Annotated in this window: 11 protein-coding genes; 7 read left to right on the forward strand and 4 right to left on the reverse strand. The window is 65.1% G+C overall.

The features are described from left to right. The 3 genes from L995_RS34660 to aceE form a co-directional block, all read right to left on the reverse strand. A partial coding sequence (locus tag L995_RS34660) for a biotin/lipoyl-containing protein (RefSeq protein WP_156136051.1) occupies positions 1-103 on the reverse strand: 103 nt, incomplete at its 3' end. 15 nt (positions 104-118) lie between these two features. After that, positions 119-1,801, reverse strand: coding sequence for a dihydrolipoyllysine-residue acetyltransferase (gene aceF, locus L995_RS12350; RefSeq protein ID WP_047472037.1), 1,683 nt, complete (start codon positions 1,799-1,801; stop codon positions 119-121). Between the two features lie 19 nt (positions 1,802-1,820). After that, positions 1,821-4,538 carry a pyruvate dehydrogenase (acetyl-transferring), homodimeric type gene (gene aceE / locus L995_RS12355; protein WP_016447107.1) on the reverse strand — a complete coding sequence of 906 codons (2,718 nt, stop codon included), beginning with the start codon at positions 4,536-4,538 and terminating at the stop codon, positions 1,821-1,823. 320 nt (positions 4,539-4,858) lie between these two features. Here aceE and L995_RS12360 point away from each other — a divergent pair, with 320 nt between their 5' ends. The 6 genes from L995_RS12360 to L995_RS12385 all read left to right on the forward strand — a co-directional run bounded on the left by L995_RS12360 (position 4,859) and on the right by L995_RS12385 (position 12,459). Beyond that, positions 4,859-7,432, forward strand: coding sequence for a PAS domain-containing sensor histidine kinase (locus L995_RS12360; protein WP_016447108.1), 2,574 nt, complete (start codon positions 4,859-4,861; stop codon positions 7,430-7,432). Further along, on the forward strand, positions 7,429-8,079 hold the full coding sequence (locus tag L995_RS12365; RefSeq protein ID WP_012205807.1) for a response regulator transcription factor: 651 nt from the start codon (positions 7,429-7,431) through the stop codon (positions 8,077-8,079). Before L995_RS12360 ends, L995_RS12365 begins: the two co-directional genes overlap by 4 nt. Before the next feature lie 89 nt (positions 8,080-8,168). Beyond that, on the forward strand, positions 8,169-9,023 hold the full coding sequence (gene folD / locus L995_RS12370) for a bifunctional methylenetetrahydrofolate dehydrogenase/methenyltetrahydrofolate cyclohydrolase FolD (RefSeq protein ID WP_016447109.1): 855 nt from the start codon (positions 8,169-8,171) through the stop codon (positions 9,021-9,023). A gap of 75 nt (positions 9,024-9,098) precedes the next feature. Then, complete coding sequence (locus L995_RS12375) at positions 9,099-11,147, forward strand: M3 family metallopeptidase (RefSeq protein ID WP_017405846.1); 2,049 nt, start codon at positions 9,099-9,101, stop codon at positions 11,145-11,147. A 208-nt stretch (positions 11,148-11,355) separates the two neighbouring features. Then, positions 11,356-12,045 carry a glutaredoxin family protein gene (locus L995_RS12380; RefSeq protein WP_047472039.1) on the forward strand — a complete coding sequence of 230 codons (690 nt, stop codon included), beginning with the start codon at positions 11,356-11,358 and terminating at the stop codon, positions 12,043-12,045. A 39-nt stretch (positions 12,046-12,084) separates the two neighbouring features. Continuing rightward, complete coding sequence (locus L995_RS12385; protein WP_231574416.1) at positions 12,085-12,459, forward strand: hypothetical protein; 375 nt, start codon at positions 12,085-12,087, stop codon at positions 12,457-12,459. A 30-nt stretch (positions 12,460-12,489) separates the two neighbouring features. On the opposite strand, the gene rpiA is transcribed toward L995_RS12385, so the two are convergent. Continuing rightward, complete coding sequence (gene rpiA, locus L995_RS12390) at positions 12,490-13,182, reverse strand: ribose-5-phosphate isomerase RpiA (protein ID WP_026062503.1); 693 nt, start codon at positions 13,180-13,182, stop codon at positions 12,490-12,492. Between the two features lie 34 nt (positions 13,183-13,216). On the opposite strand from rpiA, the gene L995_RS12395 reads away from it, so the two are divergent. Further along, positions 13,217-14,263, forward strand: a complete 1,047-nt coding sequence (locus tag L995_RS12395; RefSeq protein ID WP_047472041.1) for a quinone-dependent dihydroorotate dehydrogenase — start codon at positions 13,217-13,219, stop codon at positions 14,261-14,263. Positions 14,264-14,371 lie beyond the last annotated feature (108 nt).

Consider the following 14,371-nt stretch of genomic DNA (forward strand, 5'->3'; position numbering starts at 1 on the left):
CCGCGTCCTTGGCCACGGTGTCACCGGGCTGGACCAGCAGTTCGATCACGCCCACTTCGGCGAAGTCGCCGATGTCGGGCACCTTGATGTCGATGATTACCATGTGTCGGGCCTCCGTTTACAGCAGGATGCGGCGGTAGTCCGCCAGCACCTGACCCAGGTAGGCGTTGAAGCGCGCGGCCGAGGCACCGTCGATGACGCGGTGGTCATAGGACAGCGACAGCGGCAGCGTCAGGCGCGGCACGAACTGCTTGCCGTCCCACACGGGCTTCATCTGGCCCTTGGACAGGCCGAGGATGGCCACTTCCGGGGCGTTGATGATGGGGGTGAAGTTCGTGCCGCCGATGCCGCCCAGCGACGAGATCGAGAAGCAGCCGCCCTGCATGTCGGCAGCGCCGAGCTTGCCGTCGCGGGCCTTCTTGGCCAGCTCGCCCATTTCCTGGCTGATCTGCAGGATGCCCTTCTTGTCGGCATCGCGCAGCACGGGCACCACCAGGCCATTGGGCGTGTCTGCCGCAAAGCCGATGTGGAAGTACTGCTTGTAGACCAGGGTGTCGCCGTCCAGCGAGGCGTTGAACTCCGGGAACTTCTTGAGCGCCGCGACCACCGCCTTGATCACGAAGGCCAGCATGGTCACCTTGACGCCGCTCTTCTCGTTCTCCTTGTTGGTGGAGACGCGGAAAGCTTCCAGGTCGGTGATGTCGGCCTCGTCGTTGTTGGTGACGTGGGGGATCATGACCCAGTTGCGCGACAGGTTGGCGCCGCTGATCTTCTTGATGCGCGACAGGTCCTTGCGCTCGACCGGGCCGAATTTGGCGAAGTCCACCTTGGGCCAGGGCAGCAGGTCCAGGCCGGCGCCGCCGCCGGAGCCGCCCTTGGGAGCCGCCGCAGCCTGGGCCTTGGTCTGCACGGCACCGGCCATGACGGACTTGGTGAAAGCCTGGATGTCGTCGGCCGTGATGCGGCCCTTGTTGCCCGAGCCCTTGACCTCGTCCAGCGGCACACCCAGTTCGCGGGCGAACTTGCGCACGGAGGGCGATGCATGGGGCAGCTTGCCGGTGGGCGCCACGGTGGGGTTGTGTGCAGGTGCAGCGGCAGCCACCGGAGCTGCAGCGGCCGGGGCCGCAGTTGCCGGTGCAGGGGCTGCAGCAGCAGGTGCCGGGGCCGCAGCCTGGGCTGCAGGCGCGGCAGCGCCCTGCACGCTCATCTGGCCGACCACGTCGCCCACGTTGACCGTATCGCCGATCTTGAGCGTCAGCGCCGTGATGGTGCCCGCTGCGGGCGAGGGGATCTCCATCGAGGCCTTGTCGGATTCGACAGTGAACAGCGATTGCTCTGCCGTCACGGTGTCGCCGACCTTGACCAGCATCTCGATCACGGCCACGTCCTTGAAGTCGCCGATGTCGGGAATCTTGATATCGATCTGCGTGGCGGCGCCCGAGGCCGCAGGCGCGGCAGCGGGAGCAGCGGCCGGCGCAGGCGCAGATGCAGGCGCAGCAGATGCAGGCGCTGCCACGGGAGCCGGGGCAGCAGCTGCCGGTGCCGGTGCCGGTGCCGCAGCGTCTGCGGTCTCGATCACGGCAATGATGCTGCCTTGCTTGACCTTGTCGCCCAGGTTCACGCGCAGCTCCTTGAGCACGCCGGCGTGGCTGGACGGAATCTCCATCGATGCCTTGTCGGACTCGACGGTGATCAGCGATTGCTCGGCCTTGATCTGGTCGCCGGCCTTGACCAGCACTTCGATCACACCGACTTCATCGAAATCGCCGATGTCCGGAACTTGAATGTCTACCAATGCCATAGGTGTCTCCCGTTCTTACTCAGGCGTGCAGCGGGTTGATCTTGTCGGCCTTGATGCCGTACTTGGCGATCGCCTCGGCCACGGTGGTGGCGTTGATCTTGCCTTCTTCGGCCAGCGCGCGCAGTGCGGCGACCACGATGTAGTGGCGGTCCACCTCGAAGTGCTCGCGCAGCTTGCGGCGGAAGTCCGAACGGCCGAAGCCGTCGGTGCCCAGCACCTTGTAGGTGCGGCCCTTGGGCATATAGGGACGGATCTGCTCGGCGTAGGCCTTCATGTAGTCGGTGGATGCGATCACCGGGCCATTGTGCGACTGCAGCTGCTGCGTGACGAAGGGCACCTTCTGCGTTTCCAGCGGATGCAGCAGGTTCCAGCGGTCGGCTTCCTGGCCGTCGCGGGTCAGTTCGTTGAAGCTGGGGCAGCTCCACACGTCGGCGGCAATGCCCCAATCGGCCAGCAGCAGTTCCTGGGCGAAGAAGGATTCGCGCAGGATGGTGCCCGATCCCAGCAGCTGCACGCGCAGGCCGCTTTCCGGCACCTTCTGGCCGGGCTTGCACAGGTACATGCCCTTGATGATCTGCTGCTCGGTGCCAGGCGTGAGGCCGGGCATGGCGTAGTTCTCGTTGAGCAGCGTGATGTAGTAGAAGACGTTTTCCTGCTCCTGCACCATGCGGCGCAGGCCGTCCTGCATGATCACGGCGACTTCGTGGGCGAAGGTCGGGTCGTAGCTCACGCAGTTGGGAATGGTGTTGGCCAGGATGTGGCTGTGGCCGTCTTCGTGCTGCAGGCCTTCGCCGTTCAGCGTGGTGCGGCCCGAAGTGCCGCCCAGCAGGAAGCCGCGCGCCTGCATGTCGCCGGCCGCCCAGGCCAGGTCACCAATGCGCTGGAAGCCGAACATCGAGTAGTACACGTAGAACGGGATCATGATCCGGTTGCTCGTGCTGTAGCTCGTGGCTGCCGCGATCCAGCTGCTCATGCCGCCGGCTTCGTTGATGCCTTCCTGCAGGATCTGGCCAGCCTTGTCCTCGCGGTAGTACATCACCTGGTCCTTGTCGACCGGGGTGTACTGCTGTCCAGCGGGGTTGTAGATGCCGATCTGGCGGAACAGGCCTTCCATGCCGAAGGTACGTGCCTCGTCCACCAGGATGGGCACGACGCGTGGGCCGATTTCCTTGTCGCGCAGCAGCTGCGTCAGGAAACGCACATAGGCCTGCGTGGTCGAGATCTCACGGCCTTCGGGCGTGGCTTCGAGGATGGCCTTGAAGGTGTCCAGCGCAGGCGCCGTGAACTGCTCGCTGGCCTTGACGCGGCGGTGCGGCAGGTAGCCGCCCAGGGCCTTGCGGCGCTCGTGCAGGTAGCGCATTTCCGGCGTGTCGTCGGCCGGCTTGTAGAAAGGCAGGTCGGCGATCTGGCTGTCGGGAATCGGGATGTTGAAGCGGTCGCGGAAGGCCTTGATGTCCTCGTCGCCCAGCTTCTTGGTCTGGTGAACGGTGTTCTTGCCTTCACCGATCTTGCCCATGCCGAAGCCCTTGACGGTCTTGACCAGCAGCACGGTGGGCTGGCCCTTGTGCGAGTTGGCCGCATGGAAGGCCGCATAGACCTTCTGCGAATCGTGGCCGCCGCGGCGCAGGTTCCAGATCTCGTCGTCGCTCATGTGCTCGACCATCTTCAGCGCGCGCGGATCGCGGCCGAAGAAGTTCTTGCGCACGTAGGCGCCGTCATTGGCCTTGAACGACTGGTAGTCGCCGTCGTTGCACTCGGCCATGATCTTCTTGAGCACGCCGTCCTTGTCCTTGGCCAGCAGCTCGTCCCAGCCCTTGCCCCACAGCAGCTTGATGACGTTCCAGCCGGAGCCGCGGAACTCGCCCTCGAGTTCCTGGATGATCTTGCCGTTGCCGCGCACCGGACCGTCCAGGCGCTGCAGGTTGCAGTTGATCACGAAGATCAGGTTGTCCAGCTTTTCGCGGGCGGCCAGGGAGATCGCACCCAGCGACTCGACCTCGTCCATTTCCCCGTCGCCGCAGAAGACCCAGACCTTGCGGTTTTCGGTGTCGGCAATGCCGCGGGCGTGCAGGTACTTGAGGAAGCGCGCCTGGTAGATGGCCATCAGCGGGCCCAGGCCCATGGACACCGTGGGGAACTGCCAGAACTCGGGCATCAGCTTGGGGTGCGGGTAGCTGGACAGGCCCTTGCCGTCCACTTCCTGGCGGAAGTTCAGCAGCTGCTCTTCGGAGATGCGGCCTTCCAGATAGGCGCGGGCATAGATGCCGGGCGAGACGTGGCCCTGGATGTACAGGCAATCGCCACCGTGGTTTTCGTTTTCGGCGTGCCAGAAGTGGTTGAAGCCGGCCGCAAACATGTTGGCCAGCGAAGCGAAGGAGCCGATGTGGCCACCCAGGTCACCGCCTTCGGGTGGGTGCAGGCGGTTGGCCTTGACCACCATGGCCATGGCGTTCCAGCGCATGTAGGCGCGCAGGCGGCCTTCGATTTCCAGGTTGCCGGGACAGCGCGCTTCCTGCGAGGCCTCGATGGTGTTCACGTAGCCGGTGTTGGCCGAGAAGGGCATGTCCACGCTGTTCTGGCGTGCATGTTCGAGCAGGTCCTCGATCAGCTTGTGCGCATATTCAGCGCCTTCACGGTCGATGACGGCCGACAGTGCGTCCATCCATTCGCGCGATTCTTGTTGGTCCAGGCCGGCGGGAACGCCTGCATTGCCTTGCGGGTCAGTCTGAGCTGTCATGGGAATGTCTCCTTGCAGAAGGTAGCGTCTTGGGGTCGAACCAGTGAGCGGCGCAGCGCGCCATCGCAGGCGGGTAGTTCACCACGCCTTGCGCGGCACAGACCCTGTCTGGCGAACTTGAAGATACCGATTCACTGCCTCAATGCTCGGCGAGTGTCGCATACTTTTTTCGAATTTCAAATGGTGCTTTTTGATTTCATAATTTGAAATTTTGCTGCAAACGCACATACAGTGAAGACCTCAAAGAACGTCGCCGAAGCGCCTGCGTGGCGACTCCAATACTCCTTAAAAACAGTCAGACTCTCCCCTACACTGGGCGCATGCAATCCTCCCCTTCCGAGCACGGCACGCACAGCCCTGCCCCCATGGCAGGCGTGGCCGCGCCAGTGCGCTGGTGGCGCAGCTGGTGGCGCAGTCTTTCCCCCACGCGCCAGGACCGCTTTGCGGCACTCGCCCCGCTGGCCGCCGTACTGATGTTCATGGCCGCCATCGTCGCGTCGTTCTGGTATCTGCGCATGGAGGAGATCGACCGCGAGAAGGAAGCGTTGCACCGCGACGTGGAATATGCCCAGCAGCGCGTGCGCCTGCGCCTGCTGGAGCGCCAGGAGCAACTGATGCGCATGGCGCGCGACATCAGCAACCACGATCTGGCCGAGTCCGATTTCGCCAGCCGCGCGGAAGCGCTCATCAGCCAGTATCCCGAACTGCAGTCCATCACCTGGATCGACTCCCAACGCCGCATTCTGGCCAGCCAGTCCGCCCCCACCGTGAGCAGCGACCAGTTGCGCATCCCCCGCGAGGTCCTGCGCGCCGGTGACGCCCTGGAGGCCTACCAGCTCGCGCGCGAGATGCAGCAGCCCATCTACGTGCAAGGCCTGGCCCACAAGGGCGAGGCCGCGCCGCTGCTGCAGCTGCATGTGCCGCTGGCGCAGGACGGCCGCTACATCGGCGAGCTGCTGGGCGAGTATTCCGTGGACAGCCTGCTGCGCTACGGCACGCCCACCGAAATCATGGCCCGCTATGCCATGACCATGCTCGACAGCCGGGGCCAGGTTCTGGCCGGCACACCGCTGACGCCGCGCAAGCAAAATGCCACCGACCTGCTGCGCTGGCGCACGGTGGCCAATGAGGACGAGGCTCCGGTCGCCCCCGTGGGCAACAGTCTGGTGCTGCGCGCACAGGCCTACCGCACCTCGCTGGGCGTGGTGGGCAGCGGCCTGTTCTGGCTGGTGGGCACGCTCAGCGCGATGACGGCATGGCTGCTGCTGGCCACCTGGCGCCACACGCGACGCCGCCAGCGCGCGCAGGAAGCCCTGGTTGCCGAAACCAATTTCCGCCGCGCCATGGAGAACTCGGTGCTCACCGGCATGCGCGCGCTGGACCTGCAAGGCCGCATCACCTACGTGAACGCCGCCTTCTGCCAGATGACGGGATGGAGCGAATCCGAACTCGTCGGCCAGATGCCGCCCTATTCCTACTGGCCCGACAACGACTACGACAACCTGCACTCCAAGCTGCGCGAAGAGCTTTCGGGCAAGACCATCGTCGGGGGCTTTCAGGTGCGCGTGCAGCGCAAGAACGGCACGCAGTTCGATGCGCGCCTGTATGTCTCGCCGCTGATCGACGCCCATGGCCAGCACACGGGCTGGATGTCGTCCATGACCGACATCACCGAGCCCAACCGCATCCGCGAGCAACTGTCGGCCTCCTATGAGCGCTTCACCATCGTGCTGGAGGCGCTGGACGCCTCGGTGTCCGTCGCCCCGCTTGGCAGCGCCGAGCTGCTGTTCGCCAACAAGCTGTACCGGCAATGGTTCGGCTCGCAGACCGATGGCCATCTGCAGCTCGTCGCCCAGGCCGGCGTGCTGCCCGTGCGCTCTCAGCCGCAGGGCATGGACGATGAGGATGGCCTGATGGGCCTGCCCACCGACTCGCTGACCAGCGCACGCAGCGAGAACGCCGAGATCTATCTGCCCGAACTGGGCAAGTGGCTGGAAGTGCGCTCGCGCTACCTGAGCTGGGTGGACGGACGCCTGGCGCAGATGGTGATCGCCACCGACATCACGCCGCGCCGCCTGGCCGAGGAGCAGGCCGATCGCCAGGCCGAGCACGCCCAGTCCGTCAGCCGCCTGATCACCATGGGCGAGATGGCCTCCAGCGTGGCCCACGAACTCAACCAGCCGCTGACCGCCATCAGCAACTACTGCAGCGGCATGCTCACGCGCCTCGAAAAAGGCACGCTGACCGAGGAGCAGATGAAGTTCGCGCTGGAGAAGACCGCCCACCAGGCGCAGCGCGCGGGCCAGATCATTTTGCGCATACGCTCCTTCGTCAAGCGCAGCGAACCCAACCGCACCCTGGCCCAGGTCACCGACATGGTCAGCGAGGCGGTGGAGCTGGCCGGCATCGAGCTGCGCCGCCGCAATGTACAGCTGACCTACCACGTGGCCGAGCGCATGCCGGCCATCATGGCCGACACCATCCTCATCGAGCAGGTGCTGGTCAACCTCATGAAGAACGGCGCCGAATCCATCGAGCAATCGGGCCGCCCCAGCCACCAGCGCAACGTGGAACTGCGCGTGGTGCCGCGCACCATCGAGGACCAGCGCGTCATCGAATTCAACGTGCAGGACACCGGCAAGGGCTTGCCGCCCGAGGTGCTGGAGCGCCTCTTCGAGGCCTTCTTCACCACCAAGAGCGAAGGTATGGGCATGGGCCTGAATCTGTGCCGCAGCATTGTCGAGTCCCACCAGGGCCGTATGCGTGCCGAGAACCTCTACAATGGTTCCGAGGTTGTCGGCTGCCGATTTTCATTCTGGCTGCCGCTGGCCCCGCCGGGCGACGCGACAACGCCGGCAGCGACCATTGAACCCACAACAAGGACGATTGCATGAGCTTGATCCCCAAAAAAGGCACTGTGTACGTAGTTGATGACGACGAAGCGGTTCGTGATTCGCTGCAATGGTTGTTGGAGGGCAAGGACTATCGTGTGCGCTGCTTCGACTCGGCCGAGACCTTCCTCTCGCGCTACGACCCACGCGAAATCGCCTGCCTCATCGTCGACATCCGCATGGGCGGCATGACCGGCCTGGAACTGCAGGACCGACTGATCGAACGCAAGTCTCCCCTGCCCATCGTCTTCATCACCGGCCACGGTGACGTGCCCATGGCGGTGAACACCATGAAGAAGGGCGCACTGGACTTCATCCAGAAGCCGTTCAACGAGGAAGAACTGCTGAACCTGGTCGAGCGCATGCTGGACCATGCCCGCGAAGCCTTTGCCGGCCACCAGCAGGCCGCCAGCCGCGACGCCCTGCTGGCCAAGCTGACCAGCCGCGAAGCCCAGGTGCTCGAGCGCATCGTCGCCGGCCGCCTGAACAAGCAGATCGCCGACGACCTGGGCATCAGCATCAAGACCGTGGAGGCGCACCGCGCCAACATCATGGAAAAGCTCAACGCCAACACTGTGGCCGACCTGCTCAAGATCGCCCTGGGCCAGGGCCAGACCGCTGCGGCGGCCAAGGCGGCCGTCGCAGGATAAGCACCGACGCCATCCCCTGCTTTCTTCAAAGGGCTGCTAGCGCTTGACCAACAAGCCCTAGCAGCATTTTTATTTTGGTATCCACTGCAATGACAGCCCAACTCATCGACGGCAACGCCCTCTCCCGCCAACTGCGTGCCGAAGTCGCACAGCGCGCCACTGCCCTGAAGGCCCGAGGGACCACGCCCGGCCTGGCCGTGGTCCTGGTCGGCGACAACCCGGCCTCCCAGGTCTATGTGCGCAACAAGGTCAAGGCCTGCGAGGACGCAGGCTTTCATTCCGTGCTGGAGAAGTACGACGCCTCGATGACAGAAGCCGAACTGCTGGCCCGCGTCGAGGCGCTGAACAACGACCCCGACATCCACGGCATCCTGGTCCAGCTGCCGCTGCCCGCCCACATCGACGACCACAAGGTCATCGAGACCATCTCGCCGCTCAAGGATGTGGATGGCTTTCACGTGGCCAGCGCCGGCGCGCTGATGGTGGGCGAAGTCGGCTTCAAGGCCTGCACGCCCTATGGCTGCATGAAGATGCTCGAATCCATCGGCATGAAGGACCTGCGCGGCAAGCACGCCGTGGTCATCGGCCGCTCCAACATCGTCGGCAAGCCCATGGCCATGATGCTGCTGGCCGCCAATGCCACCGTCACCATCTGCCACAGCGGCACGGCGGACCTGGCCGCCATGACGCGCCAGGCCGACATCGTGGTCGCCGCCGTGGGCAAGCGCAATGTGCTGACCGCAGACATGTGCAAGCCTGGCGCCGTGGTCATCGACGTGGGCATGAACCGCAACGACGAAGGCAAGCTCTGCGGCGACGTGGACTTTGACGGCGTCAAGGAAGTGGCCGGCTTCATCACCCCCGTGCCGGGCGGCGTCGGCCCCATGACGATTACCATGCTGCTGGTCAACACCATGGAGGCGGCCGAGCGCGCCGCCGGCTGACCAGGAGCTGACAAGCATCGGGCGGCTCCCCGGGGAGCCGCTTGATTTCAATGCACCCGACGGCATCTGACACGCATGAGCAATCCCCTCCTCGAATCCTCCGACCTGCCCCTGTTCGATCGCATCCGCCCCGCCGACGTCGGCCCGGCCATCGACCATCTTCTGACCGGGGCCTGCGAGGCCCTGGAGACCGTCACGGCACCTGACTTCCCCGCGCGCTGGGATTCGATCTCCGCCGTGCTCGATGTCGCCACCGAGAAGCTGGGGACCGCCTGGGGCGCCGTCAGCCACCTCAACAGCGTGGCCGACACACCCGAGCTGCGCGCTGCCTACAACGAATCCCTGCCCAAGGTCACCGAGTTCTGGACGCGCCTGGGCGCCGACGAGCGGCTGTACGCCAAGTACAAGGCCATCGACCCTGCCACGCTCAACGTGGAGCAGCGCGCCGCCTGGGACCATGCCATGCGCAATTTCGTGCTGTCTGGCGCGGAGCTGCAGGGTGAAGCCAAGCTGCGCTTTGCCAAGATTCAGGAACGCTCGGCCGAACTCACGCAGAAGTTCAGCGAGAACGCGCTGGATGCCACCGATGCCTTTGCCTACTACGCCACGGCCGATGAGTTGGACGGTGTGCCCCAGGACGTGTGCCAGGCAGCCCGTGCCGCCGCCGAAGCCGAAGGCAAGCAAGGCTTCAAGCTCACGTTGAAGATGCCCTGCTACCTGCCCGTGATGCAGTTCGCCACCAGCAGCGCGCTGCGCGAGAAGCTCTACCGCGCCTATGTGACACGCGCCTCCGACCAGGCAGAGGGCGATGCCCGCCGCTTCGACAACACGGCCAACATTTCCGAAATACTGGCCCTGCGCAAGGAAGAGGCGCAGCTGCTGGGCTACCGCAACTTCGGCGAGATCTCGCTGGTTCCCAAGATGGCGCATTCGCCGCAGCAGGTGATCGACTTCCTGCGTGACCTCGCGCACCGCGCCCGCCCCTATGCCGAAAAGGATGTCGCCGACCTGCGCAGCTTTGCACGCAAGGAACTGGGCCTGGCCGATCCCCAGCCCTGGGACTGGGCCTATATCTCGGAAAAGCTCAAGGAAGCGCGCTATGCCTTCAGCGAGCAAGAGGTCAAGCAATATTTCCCCGCCCCCAAGGTGCTGGCCGGCCTGTTCAAGATCGTGGAGACGCTGTTCGACGTGGCCATCCGCCGCGACGTGGCGCCGGTGTGGCATCCCGCTGTCGAGTTCTATCGCATCGAGCGCAGCACGCCGCAAGGCCCCCAACTGGTCGGCCAGTTCTACCTGGACCAGCCCGCACGTTCGGGCAAGCGCGGCGGCGCCTGGATGGACGATGTACGCACCCGCTGGCTGCGCCCCGACAGCCACAAGCTGCAGACGCCGGTCGCGCACCTGGTCTGCAACTTTGCCACCGGCGTTGACGGCAAGCCGGCCCTGCTCACGCACGATGACGTGATCACGCTGTTCCATGAGACAGGCCATGGCCTGCACCACATGCTGACCCAGGTCAACGAGCGCGATGTCTCGGGCATCGCGGGCGTGGAATGGGACGCGGTGGAACTGCCGAGCCAGTTCATGGAAAACTTCTGCTGGGAGTGGGAAGTGCTCAAGCACATGACCGCCCACGTGGACACGGGCGAGCCACTGCCGCGCGCACTGTACGACAAGATGATCGCGGCCAAGAACTTCCAGTCGGGCATGCAGACGCTGCGCCAGATCGAGTTCTCGCTGTTCGACATGCTGCTGCACACCGAGCACGATCCGAAGGCCGACATCATGCCGCTGCTGGCCCAGGTTCGCGCCGAAGTGGCCGTGCTGCCCTCGCCCGCCTACAGCCGCTCGGCCCATACCTTCAGCCACATCTTTGCAGGCGGCTACGCAGCGGGCTACTACAGCTACAAGTGGGCCGAAGTCCTCTCGGCGGATGCCTATGCGGCCTTCGAGGAAACCATGCTGGCCGATGGAACCCCCAACCCCGAGACAGGCCGCCGCTACCGCGAGGCCATTCTTGAAGCCGGCGGATCCCGCCCGGCGATGGAGTCGTTCAAGGCCTTCCGTGGCCGCGAACCCCAGCTGGACGCGCTATTGCGCCACCAGGGCATGGCCGAGGCCTGAGCCTGGCAACCCGGTCTGCAGCGCCCCGATGGGGCGCTTTTTCCTGGCCCGGCAACTCCACCGGATGCGCGCAGCCACATCCTGCGACTCCAGAAGATGGCCCAGGATGAATGGCACGCTATGCTTGCAGGCACTCCTGTGCGGGCATCCATCCGGCGAGTGGTCGCCGCCCCGGCACGAAACCCTTCTTCCGAAACCGAGATCGTCCATGCAGTCTTCTCCCAGCCTTGGCCACGGCGCCCTGCGCCACCTGATGCCATGCCTCGCCCTCGCCTGCCTTGCCGCCGCGCTGCCAGCCGCCGCACAGCAGGTCTACCGTATCGTCGGGCCGGATGGAAAAGTCACCTTCTCGGACCGCCCCGCCCAAAGCGCACAGCAGCAGGCAGCGCCCGCCGCCCAGGCAGTGGCGGGCGCCTCGGACAGCAACGCAGGCCTGCCCTATGCGCTGCGCCAGATTGCGAGCCGCTTTCCAGTGACGCTGTACTCCTCGTCCGATTGCACGCCTTGCGATAGCGCTCGTCAGTTGCTGCAGTCCCGGGGCATCCCCTATGCCGAGCGCCTGGTGCAGACCGAGGCGGACGCGGCAGCCCTGAACAAGCTCAGCGGGCAGACCGGACTGCCGTTTGCCACCATCGGCAAGCAGTTTCTGACCGGCTTCTCCTCCAGCGAATGGACGCAGTACCTGGATGCCGCAGGCTACCCCGCAAGCTCCCAGCTGCCTGCCCAGTACAAGCGGCCACCCGCGCAGCCCCTGACCACACCCAAGCCTGCCGCACCCGCCGCATCAGCGCCCGCCGCAGCACCCACCGCCGTGGAGCAGGCAAACAGGCGCGCCCCCATACCCGCCCCCGCGCCTGGTGCACGCACCAGCGACAACCCCGCAGGCCTGAGCTTCTAGGCAGACACTGCCGCAGTCAGGAGCCCGGCCGTGGATTCCATGCTGTCCGACGTGGCCTGGACCTTGGCCAGGCTGGGCACTCTTGTGGGCCTGCCTGCGCTCATCGGGTGGGTACTGGTGGCAAGGCCTTCGTGGCGAGAGCCGTTGCGGCTAACCTGCCTGGTGCTGGTGCCCTGCCTGATCACGCTGTGGTTCATGCATGACGGAGGCCTGGGCAACGGTCTCAACCGCCTGGCCTACTACATGACGACGGCTGGCTTCTTTGCCATCTACGCCGGGCTGGCGGCCGTCACCTGGCTCATTCAGCGCATCAAAAAACAGCGCACGCAAGCCTCATTGCGCGCGCTGTGTCTCGGTGGTATGGCCCTGCTCGTCTGGACCGCAGGCGCTGCGGTGTTCGAGAGCATCGGCTAGCAGCCGAGAGGCCAGGACCGGGTTCCTGCCTCAGTAGTCGAGCGTCTGCACGCCTTCAGGCGTGCCCAGCAGGCAGACCGATGCCTTCTGGTGCGCAAAAACGCCCACGGTGACCACGCCGGGCCACTGGTTGACCTCGGACTCAAAGGCCAGCGGCTCAGCAATCTTCAGGCCGCGCACATCAAGAATGTGCTGGCCGTTGTCCGTCACCAAAGGAGCGCCGTCCTTCATGCGGATCTCGGCCCGGCCACCCCTGGCCTCGAAACGCCGGGCAATCTGGGCAGCAGCCATGGGAATCACCTCCACCGGCAGCGGAAAGTCTCCCAGCACCTCGACGCGCTTGGAGGCATCGGCGATGCAGACAAAGCGCTCGGCCAGCGCCGCAACGATTTTCTCGCGCGTCAGTGCCGCGCCCCCGCCCTTGACCATGTAGCCCCGGCCGTCGATCTCGTCGGCGCCATCGATGTATACCGACAGGCGGTCCACCTCGTTGGCATCCAGCACCTTGATGCCCAGCGCCTTCAGGCGCTCGGTGCTGGCCACGGAGCTGGACACGGCCCCAGGGATCTGGTCCTTGATGGTGGCCAGCGCATCGATGAACTTGTTGACCGTCGAGCCCGTGCCGACGCCGACGATTTCGCCGGGCACTACGTAGGCCAGAGCGGCTTGCCCGACCAGGGCTTTGAGTTCATCTTGGGAAAAAGAGGCAGCAGATGTCGTCATGAGGGAAAATCCAGGTAATCCTTCGATTATCCCCATGTCTTTGATCCCCTACGCCCTGACCCGTCCCTTTCTCTTCGGCATGGACCCCGAATCCGCCCACGATCTCACGATGAACCTGATGGCAAAGGGGCAGAACACGCTCCTGCAGCAGGCCTGGGCCCAACCCATGGTGAGTGATCCCGTCGAGCTTGCCGGACTCAGGTTCCCCAATCGCGTCGGCATGGCTGCAGGCCTGGACAAGAACGCACGCTGTATCGATGCGCTGGCCGCCATGGGCTTCGGCTTCGTCGAGGTGGGCACCGTGACTCCGCGCGCGCAGCCCGGCAACCCCAAGCCGCGCATGTTCCGCATCCCCGAACGCAATGCGCTGATCAACCGACTGGGCTTCAACAACGAAGGCCTCGATGCATTCCTGAGCAACGTCAAGCGCTCACAGGCCCGCGCCATGGGCAAGCCCATGCTGCTGGGGCTGAACATCGGCAAGAACGCCAGCACGCCCATCGAAGAAGCCACCAGCGACTACCTCAAGGCGCTCGATGGCGTCTACCCGCATGCCGACTACGTGACGGTGAACATCAGCTCGCCCAACACCAAGAATCTGCGTGCCCTGCAAAGCGACGAAGCGCTGGATGCCTTGCTGGGAGCGATTGCCGAGCGGCGCGAGCGACTGGCCACGCAGCACGGCAAGCGGGCGCCGGTGTTCGTGAAGATCGCACCCGACCTGGATGAGGAGCAGGTCGGCGTCATCGCCACCACGCTGCAGCGCCACGGCATGGACGGCGTGATCGCCACCAACACCACGATCAGCCGGGATGCCGTCAAGGGCCTGCCCCACGCCGAAGAAACGGGCGGCCTTTCCGGCGCGCCGGTGCTGGAGGCCAGCAACCAGGTCATCCGCCAACTGCGCTCTGCGCTGGGAAGCCGCTACCCCATCATCGGCGTGGGAGGCATTCTCAGCGGCGAAGATGCGGTCAGCAAGATCCGGGCGGGCGCCGATGTGGTCCAGATCTACAGCGGCCTGATCTATCGGGGCCCCTGCCTGGTACCAGAGGCCGCACTGGCCATCGCGCAACTGCGTTGACTGCCGCGTTATCCGCGTGCTGACCAAAGAAAACGCCCGGCATGAACTGACCCCAAGAAGTTGGACGGTTGGAAGCTAGCGGCTCAAGGCCTGAGTTCGGTACTGCAC

The sequence above is a fragment of the Delftia sp. ZNC0008 genome, assembly GCF_000799035.1.
GTDB classification, from domain to species: Bacteria; Pseudomonadota; Gammaproteobacteria; order Burkholderiales; family Burkholderiaceae_C; genus Comamonas; species Comamonas tsuruhatensis.